General features: G+C 69.1%; 10 protein-coding genes. 8 read left to right on the top strand and 2 right to left on the bottom strand.

From position 1 onward, the window contains the following. Positions 1-70: 70 nt before the first annotated feature. From K7G19_RS12970 to K7G19_RS12955, 4 genes are all read left to right on the top strand, one after another. Positions 71-5,947: an Ig-like domain-containing protein gene (locus K7G19_RS12970; protein ID WP_226107568.1), complete on the top strand. Its 5,877-nt coding sequence runs from the start codon at positions 71-73 to the stop codon at positions 5,945-5,947. A 229-nt stretch (positions 5,948-6,176) separates the two neighbouring features. Beyond that, entirely contained in the window at positions 6,177-7,661 is a 1,485-nt protein-coding gene (locus K7G19_RS12965) for a TolC family protein (protein ID WP_226107567.1), read from the top strand. A gap of 109 nt (positions 7,662-7,770) precedes the next feature. Continuing rightward, positions 7,771-10,038: a type I secretion system permease/ATPase gene (locus K7G19_RS12960; RefSeq protein WP_226107566.1), complete on the top strand. Its 2,268-nt coding sequence runs from the start codon at positions 7,771-7,773 to the stop codon at positions 10,036-10,038. Positions 10,039-10,042: 4 nt separating this feature from the next. Continuing rightward, positions 10,043-11,215, top strand: coding sequence for an HlyD family efflux transporter periplasmic adaptor subunit (locus K7G19_RS12955; protein ID WP_226107565.1), 1,173 nt, complete (start codon positions 10,043-10,045; stop codon positions 11,213-11,215). Here the strand turns inward: K7G19_RS12955 and K7G19_RS12950 are convergent. Together K7G19_RS12950 and acs are read right to left on the bottom strand one after the other, a co-directional pair. Further along, positions 11,212-13,263 (bottom strand): sodium:solute symporter family protein, encoded by a 2,052-nt coding sequence (locus K7G19_RS12950; protein ID WP_149317062.1) that lies wholly within the window; start codon positions 13,261-13,263, stop codon positions 11,212-11,214. The two genes, K7G19_RS12955 and K7G19_RS12950, sit on opposite strands and share 4 nt — an antisense overlap. A gap of 88 nt (positions 13,264-13,351) precedes the next feature. Beyond that, entirely contained in the window at positions 13,352-15,334 is a 1,983-nt protein-coding gene (gene acs / locus K7G19_RS12945; RefSeq protein ID WP_226107564.1) for an acetate--CoA ligase, read from the bottom strand. A 305-nt stretch (positions 15,335-15,639) separates the two neighbouring features. On the opposite strand from acs, the gene K7G19_RS12940 reads away from it, so the two are divergent. From K7G19_RS12940 to murI, 4 genes are all read left to right on the top strand, one after another. Beyond that, positions 15,640-16,632, top strand: coding sequence for a DMT family transporter (locus tag K7G19_RS12940; protein WP_226107563.1), 993 nt, complete (start codon positions 15,640-15,642; stop codon positions 16,630-16,632). A gap of 143 nt (positions 16,633-16,775) precedes the next feature. Then, positions 16,776-17,324 (top strand): TIGR00645 family protein, encoded by a 549-nt coding sequence (locus K7G19_RS12935; RefSeq protein ID WP_149317060.1) that lies wholly within the window; start codon positions 16,776-16,778, stop codon positions 17,322-17,324. Positions 17,325-17,592: 268 nt separating this feature from the next. Next, positions 17,593-19,116 carry a fumarate hydratase gene (locus K7G19_RS12930; RefSeq protein ID WP_226107561.1) on the top strand — a complete coding sequence of 508 codons (1,524 nt, stop codon included), beginning with the start codon at positions 17,593-17,595 and terminating at the stop codon, positions 19,114-19,116. Positions 19,117-19,238: 122 nt separating this feature from the next. Beyond that, positions 19,239-20,087, top strand: coding sequence for a glutamate racemase (gene murI / locus K7G19_RS12925; protein ID WP_226107559.1), 849 nt, complete (start codon positions 19,239-19,241; stop codon positions 20,085-20,087). Positions 20,088-20,176: the final 89 nt, after the last annotated feature.

Raw genomic sequence — 20,176 nt, 5'->3', positions numbered from 1 at the left:
ACTTGCGAATCACTTATACGCTGCATCTCCAATAGCGAGCAGTAATCTCGATCGACCCAAGGAGATAGGCATGGCTTCGTCAGCAGTTCTGCAAAACCACATCGATGTCGCGGTGCCCGTCGGGACCAAGACCATCGCGGCGCCCGAGGGTGCCGCCAATTTCCTGGTCGCAGGCAACAAGGACAACGTCGCCAACTATGCGCGCGAAGGCAACGACCTGCTGATCGAGTTCAAGGATGGACAGACGCTGCGCATCCAGGGCTTCTTCGCCAATGGCGTGAACTTCAACAATCTGGTGTTCGTCCAGGACGATGCGCGCTGGCTGGCCACGTTCGACCAGGCCCTGATGGCAGGCGGCGACAATGTCCTCGAATCGGCGGTGGTCTACGAGCCGATCGCCGACAGCAGCGCGGCGCTGCTGGGCATCCTCGGCCTGGCGGCGGGCGCCGGCGTGATCGCGGCGGCAGCGGGCGGTGGCGGCGGCGGCGGCGATGACAGCCGGCCGGCGCCCGGTCGTCCGACCGTCAGCCTGCTGGACGACCAGTCTCCGGTGACGGGAACGATCGCCAACGGCAGCGCAACCAACGACGCCACGCCGACGCTGCAGGGCACCGGTGCCCTACCCAACGGCCGCATCCAGATCTCGATCGATGGCCAGCCGCCGGTGACCGTCAACGCCGACGCGAACGGCAACTGGAGCTACACGCCGCCGGCGCTGGCCGCCGGCCAGCATCAGATCGTCGTCACGCAGACCGGCGCCGATGGCAAGACCAGCGAGCCCACGGTGATCGACCTGGCGGTGGACACCACGGCGCCGGCCACGCCGACGCTCAACCCCTCCAATGGCGCGACCCTGAGCGGTACCGCCGAGGCCGGCAGCACGGTCGGCATCGACCTGAACGGCGACGGCACGCCGGATGCCACCGTCATCGCCGACGGCAACGGCAACTGGACCTACACCCCGACCTCGCCGCTGCCCGACGGCACCACCGTGACCGTGGTCGCGACCGACCCCGCCGGCAACACCAGCGAGCCGGCCACGACGACGGTCGACGCCCAGCCGCCAGCCACCCCAACCGTCAACCCGACCAATGGCACCTCGCTGAGCGGTACCGCCGAGGCCGGCAGCACGGTCGGCATCGACCTGAACGGCGACGGCACGCCCGATGCGACGGTCGTCACCGACGGCGGCGGCAACTGGACCTACACGCCGACCTCGCCGGTGCCGGACGGCACCACGGTGACCGTGGTCGCGACCGACCCGGCCGGCAATACCAGCGGCCCGGCGACCACGACCGTCGACGCGGCCGCCCCCGCCGCGCCCGCGATTTCCAGCGTCACCGACGACACCGATCCGGTCAGCGGGCCCCTGACTTCGGGCGGCAGCACCAACGACACCACGCCGACGATCGCCGGTACCGCCGAAGCGAACAGCACCGTGCAGATCTTCAACGGCACGACGCTGCTGGGCACCGTCGTCGCCGACGGCAGCGGCAACTGGACCTTCACGCCGACCACGCCGCTGGCCGACGGCAACTATTCGCTGACCGCCACGGCCACCGATGCGGTCGGCAATGTCAGCGGTCCCGGTACCGCCTTCATCATCACGGTCGATACGGCGCCGCCGGCCGCGCCCGCCATCTCCCAGGCCAACGGCACCACGCTGGCCGGCACGGCCGAAGCCGGCAGCACGATCGCGATCGACCTGAATGGCGACGGCACGCCCGATACCACCGTCACCGCCGACGGCAGCGGCAACTGGAGCTACACGCCGGCCACGCCGCTGCCCGACGGCACCGTCGTCAGCGTGACCGCTATCGATGCCGCCGGCAACGGCAGCGCGCCCGTCACCGCCACCATCGACTCCGTCGCGCCGACTGCACCGGCCATCGCCAGCGTCACCGACGACGCCGACCCGGTCAGCGGCCCGCTGACCTCTGGCGGCAGCACCAACGACGCCACGCCGACGATCGCCGGCACCGCGGAAGCCAACAGCACGGTCCAGATCTTCAACGGCACCACGCTGCTGGGCACCGTCGTCGCCGACGGCAGCGGCAACTGGACGTTCACGCCGACCACGCCGCTGGCCGACGGCAGCTACTCGCTGACGGCCACCGCGACCGATGCGGCCGGCAACACCAGCCCGGCCAGCACGGCATTCGACTTGACGGTCGATACCGCGCCGCCGGCCGTTCCGGTCATCGTGCAGGCCAACGGCAACACGATCGCCGGCACCGCGGACGCGAACAGCACCATCGCCATCGACACCAACGGCGACGGCACGCCCGACGCCACGGTCACCGCCGACGGTGCAGGCAACTGGACCTACACGCCGACCACGCCGCTGGCCGATGGCGCGACGGTCAGTGTCACCGCCACCGATCCCGCCGGCAACGCCAGCGCACCGGCCACCGCCACTGTCGATGCGGTGGCACCGGGCACCCCGACGATCGCACCGACCAACGGCACGCTGCTGCAGGGCACCGCCGAAGCCAACAGCACCGTCAATATCGACACCAACGGCGACGGTACGGCCGATGCCACGGTCACCGCCGACGGCGACGGCAACTGGACCTATACGCCGACCGCGCCGCTGGCCGACGGCACCGTCGTCGAGGTCACCGCCACCGATGCCGCCGGCAATACCAGCGCGCCGGCCACGGAGACCGTCGACGCCGCGGCACCGAGCGCGCCTTCGATCGACACCGTCGTCGACGATGTCGATCCAGTCTCCGCGCCGCTGACCTCCGGCGACAGCACCAACGACGCCACGCCGACGATCGCCGGTACCGCGGAAGCGAACAGCACCGTGCAGATCTTCAACGGCACCACGCTGATCGGCACGGCGACCGCCGACGGCAGCGGCAACTGGACCTTCTCGCCGACCACGCCGCTGGCCGACGGCAGCTACTCGCTGACGGCAGTCGCCACCGACGCGGCGGGCAACATCAGCCCGGCCAGCGGCGCGTTCGACTTCACGGTCGACACCGCTCCGCCGGCCGCCCCGGTCATCACCACAGCCAATGGCGGCACCATCGCCGGCACCGCGGAGGCCAACAGCAGCATCGCCATCGACACCGATGGCGACGGCACGCCCGATGCCACCGTGACCGCCGATGGCAGCGGCAACTGGAGCTATGCGCCGACGACGCCGATCGCCGATGGCACGACCATCAGCGTGACGGCGACCGATGCCGCCGGCAACGCCAGCGCACCGGCCACCATCGCCATCGATTCGGTCGCACCGGCCGCCCCGGTCATCGCGCCGACCAACGGCACGGTGATCGAAGGCACCGCCGAGGCCAACAGCACGATCGCGATCGACACCAATGGCGACGGCACGCCCGACGCCACCGTCACCGCCGATGGCAGCGGCAACTGGACCTATACGCCGACCACCCCGCTGGCCGACGGCACCGTCGTCAGCGCGACGGCCACCGACGCCGCCGGCAACACCAGCGCGCCAGGCAGCGCCACCGTCGATGCGGTGGCGCCGGGCACGCCGACGGTCCAGCCCACCGACGGCACGCTGCTGCAGGGCACGGCGGATGCGAACAGCACCGTCAATATCGACACCGACGGCGACGGCACCGCCGACGCCACGGTGACGGCCGACGGCAGCGGCAACTGGACCTATACGCCGACTACTCCGCTGGCCGACGGCACCGTGGTCAACGTCACGGCAAGCGATGCCGCCGGCAACGTCAGCGCCCCGGCGACCACCACGGTCGATGCGCTGCCGCCGGGCGTGCCGACCATCGCACCGACCGATGGCACGCTGCTCGAGGGCACCGCCGAAGCGAACAGCACCGTCGACATCGACACCGATGGCGACGGCACGCCCGAGGCCACGGTCACGGCCGACGGCGGCGGCAACTGGACCTATACGCCGCCGACCCCGCTGCCCGACGGCACCGTCGTCAGCGTCACGGCACGCGATGCCGTCGGCAACACCAGCGCGCCGGCCACCGCGACCGTGGATGCCGTGCCGCCGGCCGCGCCGGTCATCGCGCCGACCAACGGCACGGTGATCGAAGGCACCGCCGAGGCCAACAGCACGATCGCGATCGACACCAATGGCGACGGCACGCCCGATGCCACCGTTACCGCCGACGGCAGTGGCAACTGGACCTATACGCCGACCGCCCCGCTGGCCGACGGTACCGTCGTCAGCGCCACCGCCACCGACGCCGCCGGCAACACCAGCGCGCCGGGCAGCGCGACGGTCGACGCCGTGGCGCCAATCGTGCCGGTCATCGTCAGCGTGACCGATGATGTCGACCCGGCCAGCGGCCCGCTGACCTCCGGCGGCAGCACCAACGATGGCACGCCGACCATCGCGGGCACAGCCGAGGCCAACAGCACCGTGCGCATCTTCAACGGCACCACGCTGGTCGGCACGGCGACCGCCGATGGCACCGGCAACTGGTCCTTCACGCCGACCACGGCGCTGGCCGACGGCAGCTATTCGCTGACGGCGGTCGCCACCGACGCGGCGGGCAATGCCAGCGGCAGCAGCACGGCCTTCGATCTGACCATCGATACCGCGGCACCGGCCGCGACGCTCGCCATCACCGGCATGACGGACGACACGGGCACCGCGGGCGACTGGACCACCGGCGATACCGCGCCGACCTTCTCGGGAACGCTCAGCGCTCCGCTGGCCGACGGCGACCGCGTCGAGGTCAGCTACGACGGCGGCACCACCTGGACGCAGGCCACTGTCAACGGCACCAGCTGGTCGTGGTCGGCACCCAATCACCAGTTCGCCGACGGCAACCACTCGGTGACGGTGCGGCTGATCGATGCCGCCGGCAATATCGGCGCGAGCAGCGACACGCAGACCTTCACGATCTCCACCAATGTCGCTCCGGAGGTGTCGGCGCAGGAATCGGGCGGGCTGCTCGGCATCGTCGACGCCAATGTGCTGGGCCTGATCGACCTGAGCTCGCAGCAGGTGTTCGGCGCGAGCGACTACAACAACAACATCCAGCAGGTGGTGCTGCGCTACGGCGGCCTGATCGGCCTGCCGCTGCAGCGGCTGGGATACAACGCCGAGCTTGCCGCGGAGCTGGGCATCAACGTGGTTCCGCTGCACGACCCGGGCATCCTGGGCGTGATCGCGGCAGTGTCGACGCTGACGATCACTTCCGCCGACGGCGGGCCGATCGATACGCTGCGGCTCAACGAGCTGCTCGGCTCGGTGACGATCGAAGGCGGGCTGCTGGGCGTCAGCCTGGACCTGCTGTCGAACTTCACGATCACCGCGACCGACACCACCGGGTTGACCGATACCGCCAACGCCACCCAGCTCGCCAGCGCCGAGGTACTCGCCGGCCTGCTCGGCTCGAGCCAGTCCACCGCGATCGTCGAAGGCACCTCGTCCGCCGACACGGTCGATGGCACCGGCAACAGCGATCGCCTGTACGGCTACGCCGGCGACGACACGCTGAACGGCGGCGACGGCAACGACCTGCTGCGCGGCGGCGCGGGCAACGACACGCTGAACGGCGGCAACGGCAACGACCTGCTGATCGGCGGCGCCGGCAACGACACGATGAGCGGCGGCGCGGGCGGCGACGTGTTCCTGTACGAGGTCACCGCCAACGACGGTACCGGTGGCAACGGCAGCGACGTCATCACCGACTTCACGGTGGGGACCGCGCCGGGCCAGGCGGCATCCGACGTGATCGACCTGTCGAGCCTGCTGGTCGGCTACACCGGCGACGGCGATGGCCCGGCGCACTACGTCAACGGCGTGGCGACGATCGACGACGGCGACAACATCGGCGACTACCTCAGCGTCACCAACGACGGCACCAATACGGTCATCCATATCGACCGCGACGGTACCGGCGCCGCCTTCGGCTCGGAGACGCTGGTCACGCTGACCAACGTCAACACCGATCTGGAGACGCTGCTGGCCAATCGCCAGGTTCTCGTCTGAGCGAAGCGGGCGGCGGTCCCCCCGTTCCGCCGCCCGCTTCGCCAGACGCTTTCTCGCCGCGCTCTCACCGCATTCACACCACGACAAGGAGACCCGCCCCACCGCATCGATCCACCCTGCAATACCCCGTCGGCCGCGACGCTGCCTCGCGACCGATGCGTGGCCACATGTCAAAGCCTTCACCGCGAAGCGTGGTGATTTCGTGAAACCGACATTGTTGAGATCCATCGTGGCCTTCTTTGCCAACGGAGCGCGGACCCGGCAGCGCGCGCTCCTTTCCCGGCTTCCCGCCGGGTACACGCTGCGCATTACGCCCTCGTCGGCGACGCTGTCCGCCTTTACTGCGCCGGCCGCGCTGGCCGCGCTGACCTTGCTGGTGCTGCCCTGCTCCGGGCCGGCGTCGGCCGCGCCCTATACCGCTTCGACGTCCACGGCCCCGGCAAGCTCGGCCGGCATGCCGGGCCCCTCGGCACCGCAACGCATCGCCCTCGACGGCCTGACGCTGCGCAACGCGGTCGGCATCGCGATCGCGCGCCATCCCGACATCAGCCGCGCCAACGCGGTGGTCACGCAAAACCTCTCCGAAATCTCCGTGGCCAAGGCCGCCTGGTATCCGAAGATCGAATACGGCGTGCAGCCCGGCTATGGCGGCAGCTTCGGCAGCGGCGGCAACGATCTCGGCTCGCGCGCCTCGGTCGGCGCCAGCCAGCTGCTATACGACTTCGGCCGCACCCGCAGCAAGGTCTCGGCGGCCGACGCCAATCTGGGCAAGAGCCAGCATCAGCTCGCCGATACCGTCGAGACGGTGGCGGCCAATACCGCCGACACCTTCGTCGAACTGGCCGCCAGCCAGGCCGTGATCGCGGCCGCGCAACGGCAGGTGGAATCGATGAACGAAACGCGCGCCCGCATCGGCGAGCGCGTGCGCGCGGGACTGTCGGTGTCGTCCGACCGGGACCTGGCGGAGGTAGCCACGCTACGCGCCAGCGCCGAGGTGCTGAAGGCCCGCAACCGCTTCGATGTGGCGGCCACCAAGCTGGCCGAGCTGATCGGCGCGCGTCCGCAGCAGGTGGCGGACCTGGCCAACACCGGCGGCGTGATCGAGCGGATCACGCGCGACGGCGGGGGCGGGCGCGACGACCAGATCGACGACACGCCGTCGGTGCTGGCGGCACGCGCGGCGGTCGATGCGGCCGCCGCCAACGTCGATCTGGCCAAGGCCGAGCGCTATCCCTCGGTCAGCGTCGGCGTCAGCCGCTCGCTGTCGACCGGACGCGCCAACGCCAACGACGACACCTGGGTCGGCCTGTCGATCCGCGGCGACTTCTCGCTGGGCCGGCTCGCCCAGCACCGCATCGCCGCCGCGCAGGCGCAGGAGCGCGCCGCCGCCGATGCGCTGGAAAACCAGCGGCTGCGCACGCGCACCGCGCTGTACGCGGCGCAGACCGAAGCGGAAGGCGCGGCCGCGCGGCTCGCCAGCTACCGCAACGTGATCGAGCTGTCGCGCTCGTCGCGCAATCTGTACTGGCAGGAATACATGCTGAACAAGCGCTCGCTGACCGAGGTGATCACGCGCGACCGCGAGATCTTCCTCGCCGAGGAAGAATGGATCAACGCCATGGCCGACGGCATCCGCGCCCGCATCAAGGCGTATGCCGCGGTCGGCAAGTTCGTGGAGCTGCTGCGGCAGCAGGAAGGCGCACGCGATGAATGACCCCACTCCGTTGAGCGCGCTGGCGCAGGCCGCCGGGCAGTCCCCGCACACGCCAGCGTCAGCGCCACCGCATACGCCACCGCATACGCCATCGCAAATGCCATCGCAAATGCCATCGCAAACGCCACCGCCAGCGCCAGCGCCCGCGCCTTCGCAGCATGCCGAGCCCGAGGCCGATGCCACGCTGCAGCCGTGGATCGATGCGATGCTGCTCGCCGCGCGGCGGCTGAACGTGCAGGCCTCGCCCGAGCAGCTGCGCAATGCCGCGGCGTGGGTCGGGCGCGGCGAGCAGCAGCGCGACACCGCCATCGTCGAGCTGGCCGCATCGGCCGGTCTGTCCGCGCAATTCGTCGAGCTGCCGCCGGCCTCGCTGTCGCCGGTGATGCTGCCGGTGCTGGTGCCGCTGGGCCGGCAGGTCGGCATGGTGATCGCCGTGGTCAACGGCGTGGCCACGTTGCTGCTGCCGCTCGACGGCAAGCCGGTCGAGCGCAGCCTGACGCTGGACGCGCTGGCGCGCGAGGCGAGCGGCCAGCTGCTGCTGGTGCAGGCGCGCACCGCTCGCCGCGGCGACCGGCTCGATGCCTATCTGCGCGCGGCGCCGGACTCGTGGCTGACCGGCATCTTCACCGCGCACTGGCGCACCATGCTGGACCTCGGCCTGGGCTCGCTGTTCGGCAACCTGCTGGCGGTCGGCACCTCGCTGTTCGCGATGCAGGTGTGGGACCGCGTGGTGCCGGCGCGCTCGCTCCATACGCTGTGGGTGCTGGCTTCGGGCGTGGCGCTCGCCCTCGCGCTGGAGCTGCTGATCCGCACCGCGCGCGTCTCCATCACCGATCATTTCGGCAAGCGCGTCGACATGAAGCTGTCGGCGATGTTCTTCGCCCGCGTGCTCGATATCCGCAACGATGCGCGGCCGCGCTCGCCCGGCACGCTGATCGCGCAGCTGCGCGACCTCGAACAGCTGCGCGAGCTGCTGACCTCGAGCACGCTGGGCGTGCTGATCGACCTGCCCTTCGTCGCCGCCTTCCTGTTCATCATCTGGGTGCTGGGCGGCTGGCTGGTGGTGATTCCGCTGGCGGCGATTCCGCTGCTGATCCTGCCGGGGCTGCTGGCGCAGATACCGCTGGCCCGGCTGTCGCGCGAAGGGATGGCCGAGGCCGCGCTGCGCAATGCGATCCTGATGGAATCGATCTACCGCGCCGAGGACATCAAGTCGCTGCAGGCCGAGCCACGCTTTCGCGGGCTGTGGGACCAGGCCAACCACGTCAACGGCGAGATCGGGCTGAAGCAGCGCTTCATCGCCGGGCTGCTGGTCAACGTGTCGCAGACGGTGCAGCAGATCGCCTATGTCGGCGTGGTGATCGCCGGCGTCTACGGCATCCTCGACGGCAATCTCTCCTTTGGCGCGGTGCTGGCCTGCTCGATCCTGACCAGCCGCACCATCGCGCCGCTGGCGCAGATTCCGGCGGTACTGGGCCGCATCCAGAATGCGCGCGTCGGCAAGAAGGCGCTGGACGAGCTGCTGCGGCTGCCGGTGGACCACGATCCCGACAAGGACGCCTATCACAAGCCCGTGCTGCGCGGCGGCTATCGCTTCGAGAACGTGGCCTTCAGCTTCGATCCGCAGGAAAGGCCGGTGCTGACGATCCCGCAGCTGCGCATCGCGCCGGGCGAGCGCATCGCGATCCTGGGGCGCGTCGGCGCCGGCAAGTCGACGCTGCTGCGGCTCGCGGGCGGGCTGGCTTCGCCGACGCAGGGCCGCATCGTGCTCGATGACACGCCGATGGAACTGATCGATGTCGCCGACATCCGCCGCGACATCGGCAGCGTGCTGCAGGAATCGAGCCCCTTCTACGGCACGCTGCGCGACAACCTCTTGATCGCCAATCCGCTGGCCACCGACGAGCAGCTGCTGCGCGCGCTGCGCATTGCCTGCGCCGACCAGTTGCTGCTGAACCAGCCGCACGGGCTGGACCTGCGCATCCGCGAGAACGGGCTTGGCCTGTCCGGCGGCCAGAAGCAGGTACTGGTCCTCGCCCGCACCTTCCTGCGCGACCCGCAGGTGCTGCTGCTGGACGAGCCGACCGCTTCGCTGGACGAGGGCACCGAGCTCGCGGTGATCGAACGGATGCGGCAATGGATGGGCCGGCGCACGCTGATCGTGGCGACGCATCGCTATCCGGTGCTGTCGCTGGTCGACCGCATCATCGTGGTCGACCGCGGGCGCATCGTGCGCGACGGGCCGAAGGACGAGGTGCTGGCCGCGCTCAAGCGCACGGCGCCGCCACGGCCGGCGGCATCGGCCCAACCGCCGACACAACCATCCGCGCAACCATCGTCGCCGGCGCCCGCCCACGCGGCCCCGGCCGCGGAGTAGCCCCATGAACAAGATCTCGATGCGTGCGCGATTCGAAGACGGCGCCGGTGGCGCGCGCCTGCTGCTGTGGCTGGGCATCGGCGCGATCGCCGCCTTCCTGCTGTGGTCCGCCTTCGCCAGCCTGGACGAGGTGGCGGTCGGCGAAGGCAAGGTGACGCCGGCCTCCAAGGGCCAGATCATCCAGAGCCTGGAGGGCGGCATCCTCGCCGAACTGGCGGTACGCGAAGGCGACGTGGTCGAGGCCGGCCAGCAGCTGGCCACGCTGGACCCGGTGCAGGCGCGCTCGTCGATGGAGGAGACGCTGGAGCGCATCGCCGCGCTGCAGGCGCGCGCCGCGCGGCTGCACGCGGAGATGAACGACGCAGACGCGGTGGCCTTCCCCGCCGAGCTGGCGCGCGACACCGCCGTGGTCGAGCGCGAGCGGCAACTGTTCATCGCCAACCGCCGCGCCTTCCGCGAGAACCTCGCCAATCTGCGCCAGCAGTTGCGCCTGGCCGAACAGGAGCTGCAGATCGCGCTGCCGCTGCTGCGCACCGGCGCCACCAACGAGGTGGAGATCCTGCGGCTGCGGCAGAAGGTGGCCGAGTTCGCCACCAAGCTCGATTCGACGCAGAGCGAGTACTACGTCGCGCTGAAAGCCGATTACGCCAAGACGATGGCGGACCTGGGCCCGTTGCTGAAGGTGCGCGAGGGACGCGCCGACCAGCTGCGGCGCACCGCGATCACCTCGCCCGCGCGCGGCATCGTCAAGGACATCCGCGTCTCGACCATCGGGGGCGTGATCACGCCGGGCGGCGTGCTGATGGAAATCGTGCCGCTGGGCGACCAGCTGCTGATCGAGGCGCGGCTGTCGCCGCGCGACATCGCCTTCATCCATCCGAACCAGGAGGCCACGGTCAAGATCACCGCGTTCGAGCCGTCGATCTACGGCACGCTGCCGGCCAAGGTGGACCGCATCTCGCCCGACACCATCGAGGACCAGGTCGACCGGCGCATCTACTACTACCGCGTCTACGTGCTGACCCAGCATGCGTTCCTGGAGACGAAGGACGGCAAGCGCCATCCGATCCTGCCGGGCATGGTGGCGACCGCGGAGATCCGCACCGGCCGCCGCACCGTGATGGACTACCTGGTCAAGCCGCTGAACCGCGCCGCGGAGGCACTGCGCGAGCGCTAGCCCTTGCGCAGATAGGTCACCAGGCGGTCGATCACCGGCGCATTGCGCCGCGTCAGCAGGCTTACCACGATGGCGACCGCAAACCCCGCCGGCACGCCGAAGGCGCCCGAGGCGATCGGATCGACGCCGAACCAGCGGTCGCCGAAGATGCCGGTCATCCGCGTGAAGAACGGGTAGTTGACGAAGATGTAGTAGATCGACACCGACAGCCCTGCCAGCATGCCGGCGAAAGCGCCGGCCGCGGTGGTGCGCTTCCAGAAGATCGCCAGCACCAGCACCGGGAAGAAGCTGGACGCCGCCAGCGAGAACGCCGCGCCGACCAGGAACAGGATGTTGCCGGGCCGCAGCGAGGTCACGTAGGCCGCGAACAGGGCCACGCCAAGCAGCAGTATCTTGGCGGTGGTCACGCGCCGCTGCTGGCTCGCGCCGCGATCGACCATGTGATAGAAGACGTCGTGCGACAGCGCGTTGGCGATCGTCAGCAGCAGCCCGTCGGCGGTCGACAGCGCCGCGGCCAGCGCGCCGGCGGCGACGAGCCCGGAAATCACGTACGGCAGTCCGGCGATTTCCGGCGCGGCCAGCACGATCATGTCGGGCTGGATCATCACCTCGGCCCACTGCACGATGCCGTCGCCATTGACGTCGCGGATGCCGAACACCGGCGGGTCGATGCGGCGCCATTGCATGACCCACGCCGGCAGATCGGCATAGGGCGTGCCCACCAGATGATGCAGGAACTGGTACTTGACCAGCGCCGCCAGCGTGGGCGCGCTGACGTACAGCAGCGCGATGAAGAACACCGCCCAGGCCACCGAATTGCGGCTCTCCTTGACCGACGGCGTGGTGTAGAGCCGCGTCAGGATATGGGGCAGGCTGGCGGTACCGAGCATCAGGCAGAAGGTCAGCAGCACGAAGTTCAACCGCTCGGTCTTGCGCTCGGCCTCGGATGGCGACGGATAGGGCTCGGTGGCCGGCACCGGCGGCTGGCTGCGCGCCAGCGCGTCCTCGCGCTGCTGCGTCCATTGCTGCAGGGCCGCGGCCGGGTCCGCCGGATAGTCGGCGCGCTCGCGCTCGACCGCCTTGATCTCGCGCAGCGGCGCATTGCGGGCGCGCAGCTCCAGCAGCCGCGCATTGAGCCCGTCGCGCACCTCGTCGAAGGACTGCGGCAGCCGCGCGATGCGCTCCTGCAGCTCGATCGCCTGCTGCCGGTAATGTTCGCGCACCGCCAGCTCGCCCGGATCGCGCAGCAGCTCGCGCTCGCGCTGCGCGACGTCGGTCAGCACCGTGCCGTAGCCCAGCTGCGGCACCGCCTCGCCGTGATGCTTCCACGCGATCATCGACACCGTGGTCAGGAAGGCGACGATCATCACGATGTACTGCGCGACCTGCGTCCAGGTCACCGCGCGCATGCCGCCGAGAAAGGAACAGACCAGGATGCCCGCGAGGCCGAAGAACACGCCCACGGCGAAGTCGACGCCGATGAAGCGCGTGACCACCAGCCCGACGCCCTGGATCTGCGCGACCAGATAGACGAAGGAACACAGCGAGGCGGCCAGCACCGCGATGCCGCGCACCGGCAGGTTGCCGCCCGGCTTGCCGTTGCCGTAGCGCGCGGCGAGGAAATCGGGAATCGTGTAGCCGCCGTACTTGCGCAGATACGGCGCAAGCAGGAAGGCCACCAGGCAGTAGCCGCCGGTCCAGCCCATCACATAGGCCAGTCCCTCGTAGCCCGAGGCGAACAGGATGCCGGCCAGGCCGATGAAGGACGCCGCGCTCATCCAGTCGGCGGCGATCGCCATGCCGTTGAACATCGCGGGCACGCGCCGGCCCGCGACATAGTATTCGTGCAGGTCCGCGGTGCGGCAGATCAGCCCGATGCAGGCATAGATCGCGATGGTGATGAAGAGAAAGACGTAGCCGAGCCAGAGCGCGTCGGCATTGGATCGCTCGAGCAGCCCCATCATGCCGATGAAGCCGAACAGTCCGAGCGTGAACAGGCCGTAGTACAGCAGCAGCCGGCGGCGAAAGCGCGACTGGGCTTGGGCCATGGGCGGGAGCGGAATCGGGAGCGAGGAAGGCGGCGATCAAACGCGAAGCGGGCGCCGCGGCAACGGCGCCCGCTTCGCGCGGCGGGTCTTACTTGGCCTGCCGCAGCTGTTCGAGGATGGCCGGGTTCTCCAGCGTGGAGGTGTCCTGCGTGATTTCCTCGTTCTTGGCCAGCGACCGCAGCAGGCGGCGCATGATCTTGCCCGAGCGCGTCTTTGGCAGGTTGTCGCCGAAGCGGATGTCCTTCGGCTTGGCGATCGGCCCGATCTCCTTGGCGACCCAGTTGCGCAGCTCGTTGGCGATCTGCACGGCCTCCTCGTCGTTCGGACGCGCGCGCTTGAGCACCACGAAGGCGCAGATGGCCTCGCCGGTGGTGTCATCGGGACGGCCGACCACCGCGGCCTCGGCGACGATCGGATTGGCCACCAGCGCCGACTCGATCTCCATCGTGCCCATGCGGTGGCCCGACACGTTCAGCACGTCGTCGATGCGGCCCATGATGGTGAAGTAGCCGGTCTCCTTGTCGCGCACCGCGCCGTCGCCGGCGAGATAAAGCTTGCCGCCCAGCTCGGCCGGGAAATAGCTCTTCCTGAAGCGCTCCGGATCGCCCCAGATGGTGCGGATCATCGCCGGCCACGGACGCTTGACCACCAGGATGCCGCCGCTGCCGTTGGGCACGTCCTGGCCGGTCTCGTCGACCACCGCCGCCATGATGCCGGGTAGCGGCAGCGTGCACGAGCCCGGCACCAGCGGCGTCGCTCCCGGCAGCGGCGTAATCATGTGGCCGCCGGTCTCGGTCTGCCAGAAGGTATCGACGATCGGGCAGCGGCCGCGGCCGATATTCTCGTGGTACCACATCCACGCTTCGGGATTGATCGGCTCGCCGACGGTGCCCAGCAGGCGCAGGCTCGACAGGTCGTACTGTTTCGGATGCACGGCCTGGTCGGCCTCGGCGGCCTTGATCAGCGAACGGATCGCCGTCGGCGCGGTGTAGAACACGCTGACCTTGTGGCGCGCGATCATGTCCCAGAAGCGGCCGGCGTTCGGATAGGTCGGGATGCCCTCGAACATCAGCTGGGTCGCCCCCGCGGCCAGCGGGCCGTAGGCGATATAGGTGTGGCCGGTGACCCAGCCGATGTCGGCGGTACACCAGTACAGGTCGTCGGGCTTGATGTCGAAGGTCCATTTCATCGTCATCAATGCCCACAGCAGATAGCCGCCGGTGCTGTGCTGCACGCCCTTGGGCTTGCCGGTCGAGCCCGAGGTGTACAGCACGAACAGCGGATGCTCGGCATCGACCGGCTCGGCCTCGCAGGTCTCCGGCTGGCCCGCGCAGACCTCGTCGAGCCGGCGGTCGCGGCCTTCGACCCAGTTGACCTTGCCGCCGGTGCGGCGATAGACCACCACGTGCTTGACCGCCTCGCAGCCGCCCAGCGCCAGCGCCTCGTCGGCGATCGCCTTCAGCGGCAGCGCCTTGCCGCCGCGCATCTGCTCGTCGGCGGTCAGCAGCGCCACCGCGCCGACGTCGACCAGCCGCTCCTGCAGCGACTTGGCGGAGAAGCCGCCGAACACGACCGAATGGGTGGCGCCGATGCGGGCGCAGGCCTGCATCGCGCAGACGCCCTCGATCGACATCGGCATGTAGATCACGACGCGGTCGCCCTTGCCGATGCCCAGCGCCTTCAGGCCATTGGCCAGCTGGCACACGCGCGCATGCAGCTCGCGATAGGTGACCCGGGTGACCGTGCCGTCGTCGGCCTCGAACACGATCGCGACCTTGTCGGCGTTGCCGTTCTCGAGATTGCGCTCCAGGCAGTTGTACGAGGCGTTCAGCTGGCCGTCCTCGAACCACTTGTAGAACGGCGCGTTGCTCTCGTTCAGCACCTTGGTGAAGGGCTTGGCCCAGACCAGCTGCTCGCGGGCATGGCGCGCCCAGAAGCCTTCGTAGTCGCGCTCGGCCTCTTCGCACAGCGCACGGTAGGCGTCCATGCCGGAAATGGCTGCGCTCTTGGCGAACGATTCGGGTGGGGGGAATACGCGATGCTCTTGCATCACCGATTCGATGGCGGACATAGCTCGTCTCCTGAAAGGCCAGTATGGCTTCGATACTTTTGCCGCAACGCTACGCTGCGCGGCTTACTGCAACCTGACGCTGTTCCCTTGCTGTCCGTTCCCGTCCTTTCCGGTCGTGCAGGCCGAAGGCGCATTGCGATGCAGCAATGGTGCCGGCTTGGCGTTGCGCGCATGGCGTCCGCATGTGAAGCCTAAGCCTTAAGGCTAGCACAGCTATAATCGCCCGGCGCGTGCGGCGGCGCGCGCTGCGGTCCGCTGACGACCGCTGCAGCCGACCGCGCGCAGTGCCACCGAAGACCGATCCCGTGCCCCCTTCCCTTCCCCTGAATGCCCTGCTGCTGGCCGCCTCGATGGCGCTGGTCGGCAGTAATGTCGGCCTCGGCAAGGCGATCGTGGCCCATGTGCCGATCCTGCTGTTCGCGCTGCTGCGCTTCGTGGTCGCCATCGTCTGCCTGTCTCCGTGGTATCGGCCCGCGCGCATGCGCCGCGTGTCCCGCCGCGAGTGGTTCAACCTGTTCCTGCAGGCCTTCTTCGGGACCTTCCTGTTCACGCTGCTGATGCTGGGCGGCGTGCGGCTGACCAGCGCGATGTCCGCCGGCGTCATCACCAGCACCATTCCCGCGACCGTGGCGATCCTGTCGTGGCTGGTGCTGCGCGAACGGCTGTCGCGCCGCACCGTGCTGTCGGTGCTGCTGGCGGTGGCGGGCATTGCGGTGCTCAATATCGCGCGGGGCGGCCACCACGGCGGCGGCGGCAGCGATGCGCTGCTCGGCAACCTGATGGTGATGGGCGCCGTGGTCTGCGAATCGATCTACGTGATCCTGTCCAAGCGGCTGGCGCAGACGCTGGCCGCGATCGAGATCTGCGCCTATACGCACCTGATCGGCGGCCTGCTGATGCTGCCGCTCGGGCTGGTGCCGCTGCTCGACTTCGATGCGAGCACCGTGCCGCTGCATGTGTGGGCCATGGTGCTGTGGTACGCGCTGTCGGCCAGCGTGTTCTCGTTCTGGCTGTGGATGAAGGGCATCCGCCATGTGCCGGCGCAGCTGGCCGGCGTGTTCACCTCGGTGCTGCCGATCGCGGCGGCGCTCTACGGCATCGTGTTCCTCGGCGAGACGCCGGGCTGGGCACACGGCGTCGCACTGGTCTGCGTGCTGGCGGGCATCGCGCTGGCGAGCTGGCCGGGCAGGCTGGCGCGCGCGGCGGCCGTACGGGAGCACAGCGGCGAAGGCAACGGCGACGAGACCGCCCGCATCGGGTCCGGTCACGGCGCCACGGTACAATCCCGCGGCCGCTGACCGGGGCGCCGCCCCGAACCTCGATCGGGGCGCCGGCCGGCACGTCGTGCTGCCGCACCGGCAGCGCAACGTTTCCATGCAAGCTCTTTCGTAACCTCTCACGCAATCCCTGGGCACCCCAGGCAACCCCCTACGCAAGGACCATGGCATCAAACTTATCGCCGGAGCCGCAACGGATGCGGCCGATTCCCCGTCTGATCTTCGCTTCGCGCTGGCTGCAGCTGCCGCTGTATCTGGGCCTGATCGTCGCGCAAGGCGTCTACGTCTATCACTTCCTGATGGAGGTCTGGCATCTGCTGGCCCACGTCACCGAGTACGACGAGAACAAGATCATGCTGGTGGTGCTGGGCCTGATCGACGTGGTGATGATCTCCAACCTGCTGATCATGGTGATCGTCGGCGGCTACGAGACCTTCGTGTCGCGGCTGGGCATCGACAACCATCCGGACGAGCCGGAATGGCTGGACCACGTCAATGCCGGCGTGCTCAAGGTCAAGCTGTCGATGGCGCTGATCGGCATCTCGTCGATCCACCTGCTCAAGACCTTCATCGACGCGGGTCAGCGCGACACCCATACGATCATGTGGCAGGTGGTGATCCACGTCGCCTTCCTGTTCTCGGCGATCGCGATGGCGTGGGTCGACAAGATGATCACGCACTCGCATCCGGCGCTGCAGGATCGGGGGCTCTGACCCGCCCCGGCGGCCTCCCGCAGTGCCGGCCGCGACGCCGGCACTGCGCCAGCCCTCGAAGACCGCGGCTCCCGGCCGCGGTTTTTTCATGCGCCGCCATGTCGCGCCATGTCGCGGCATCTCGCGGCTCTTTCGCGCATGATATGGAATTTACGTCACATTCCATGCCGGACCGCCGGCCGGCCGCCGGGACGGGTCCTGCGAGGGGGTGTATGATTCCGGGCGGAATTTTCGTCAGCTTTTGTCCGACTGCCCTCCCCCACAAGACATGACCGTCATCAAGCAAGAAGACCTGATCCAGAGCGTCGCCGACTCCCTGCAGTACATCAGCTACTACCACCCGATGGACTACATCACCAGCCTGGGCCGTGCCTACGAGCTGGAGCAAAGTCCCGCGGCCAAGGATGCGATCGCGCAGATTCTGACCAACAGCCGCATGTGCGCCGAAGGCAAGCGCCCGATCTGCCAGGACACCGGCATCGTGACCGTCTTCGTCAAGGTCGGCATGGACGTGCGCTGGGACGGCGCCACCATGAGCCTGACCGACATGATCAATGAAGGCGTGCGCCGGGGCTACACCCATCCCGACAACGTGCTGCGCGCCTCGATCGTCAATCCGCCCGAAGGCGGCCGCAAGAACACCAAGGACAACACGCCCGCGGTGATCCACTACGAGATCGTGCCGGGCGACAAGGTCGACATCCAGGTCGCGGCCAAGGGTGGCGGCTCGGAGAACAAGTCCAAGTTCGTGATGCTGAACCCGTCCGACTCGATCGTCGACTGGGTGCTGAAGACCGTGCCGACCATGGGCGCGGGCTGGTGCCCGCCCGGCATGCTGGGCATCGGCATCGGCGGCACCGCCGAGAAGGCGATGGTGATGGCCAAGGAATCGTTGATGGAATCGATCGACATCCAGGACATCATCGCCCGCGGTCCGAAGGACTGGATCGAGGAACTGCGCGTCGAGCTGTACGAGAAGGTCAATGCGCTGGGCATCGGCGCGCAGGGCCTGGGCGGTCTGGCCACGGTGCTGGACGTCAAGATCATGGCCGCGCCGACGCACGCAGCGTCCAAGCCGGTGGCGATGATCCCGAACTGCGCGGCGACCCGCCACGTGCATTTCACGCTGGACGGCAGCGGCCCGGCGAAGCTGGAAGCGCCGGACCTGTCGCAGTGGCCGCAGGTCGAGTGGGCGCCGAACACCGAGACGTCCAAGCGCGTCGATCTGAACACCCTGACGCCCGAGGAAGTCGCCTCGTGGAAGCCGGGCCAGACGCTGCTGCTGAATGGCAAGATGCTGACCGGCCGCGACGCCGCGCACAAGCGCATCGCCGACATGCTGGCCAAGGGCGAGAAGCTGCCGATCGACTTCACCAACCGCGTGATCTACTACGTCGGTCCGGTCGATCCGGTGCGCGACGAGGTCGTCGGCCCGGCTGGCCCTACTACCGCCACGCGGATGGACAAGTTCACCGAGACCATGCTGTCGCAGACCGGCCTGATCGCGATGATCGGCAAGGCCGAGCGCGGCCCGGTGGCGATCGAATCGATCCAGAAGCACAAGTCGGCCTACCTGATGGCGGTCGGCGGCGCGGCCTACCTGGTGTCGAAGGCAATCCGCGGCGCCAAGGTGCTGGCCTTCGAAGACCTCGGCATGGAAGCGATCTACGAGTTCGACGTCAAGGACATGCCGGTGACGGTGGCGGTCGACAGCAGCGGTACCTCGGTGCACAAGACCGGCCCCGCCGAATGGCAGGCCAGGATCGGCAAGATCCCGGTCGCGGCGGTCTAAGGTCGGTGGTTGCCGGGCGATAGCGGTTCGCGATCGCCCGGTACGATTCACCGCCCCTGTTCTCTCCCCAGCCCTCTCCCCACCCTCTCCCGCACGGGAGAGGGAGCACACACCGCCCTCCCGTGTCCCCGTCCCCCATCGGCATCTTCGATTCCGGCCTCGGCGGCCTGTCCGTGCTGCGCGAGGTCCGCGCGCTGCTGCCGCACGAAACCCTGCTCTATCTCGCCGACTCGCGCTATGCGCCCTATGGCGACAAGCCGCAGGCCTTCGTGCAGGCGCGCACGCTGCAGGCCTGCGAATGGCTGGCGGCGCAGGGCTGCAAGGCGCTGGTGGTGGCCTGCAATACGGCGACCGCGCACGGCATCCAGGCGCTGCGCGAACGCCTGCCCTTGCCCATCGTCGGTGTCGAACCCGGATTGAAGCCGGCGGTCGCGGCCAGCCGCAGCAAGGTGGTCGGCGTGCTGGCCACCGCCAATACGCTGGTCAGCGACAAGTTCGCGCGGCTGCTGCACTCGCTGGAGGACCAGTGCCGCTTCGTCTGCCAGCCCGGCGGCGGACTGGTGGCGCGCATCGAGCAAGGCGATGTCGACGGGCCGCTGGTTCGCGAACGGCTGCAGACCTGCCTGGCGCCGATGCTCGAAGCCGGCGCCGATACGCTGGTGCTCGGCTGCACCCACTATCCCTTCCTGAGCGAGACCGTGCGCGAGCTGATCGGCGAGCGGATGACGCTGATCGATACCGGCGTCGCGGTCGCGCGGCAATTGCAGCGCAAGCTGGCCGAACACGGCCTGGCGGCGGACGCCGGGATGGGCGGGAATACGGGCATCGAACCTGGCGCGAATCCGATCGCGGTGGCGCGCTATTGCACCACCAGCGACGCCGAACATCTGCGCAGGATGGCGCGCGCGCTGCTGCATGTCGATGCCGCGGCGGAAACGGTGGTCATCGAACCGGCGCCGATTTCGCTGTGATGGTACGGCGGGGCGCTGCTTGCCCTGCTGGTGCCTGCTTCGTTGCGAGCCTCGCCGCTGCTTCTTTGCGAGCCTCGCTGCCAGCTTCA

This window comes from Cupriavidus sp. DB3 (assembly GCF_020418465.1).
In the GTDB taxonomy this organism is placed as follows: domain Bacteria; phylum Pseudomonadota; class Gammaproteobacteria; order Burkholderiales; family Burkholderiaceae; genus Cupriavidus; species Cupriavidus cauae.
Note: the sequence above shows the minus strand (reverse complement) of the source record. Positions and strands in the feature narration are given on the sequence as shown.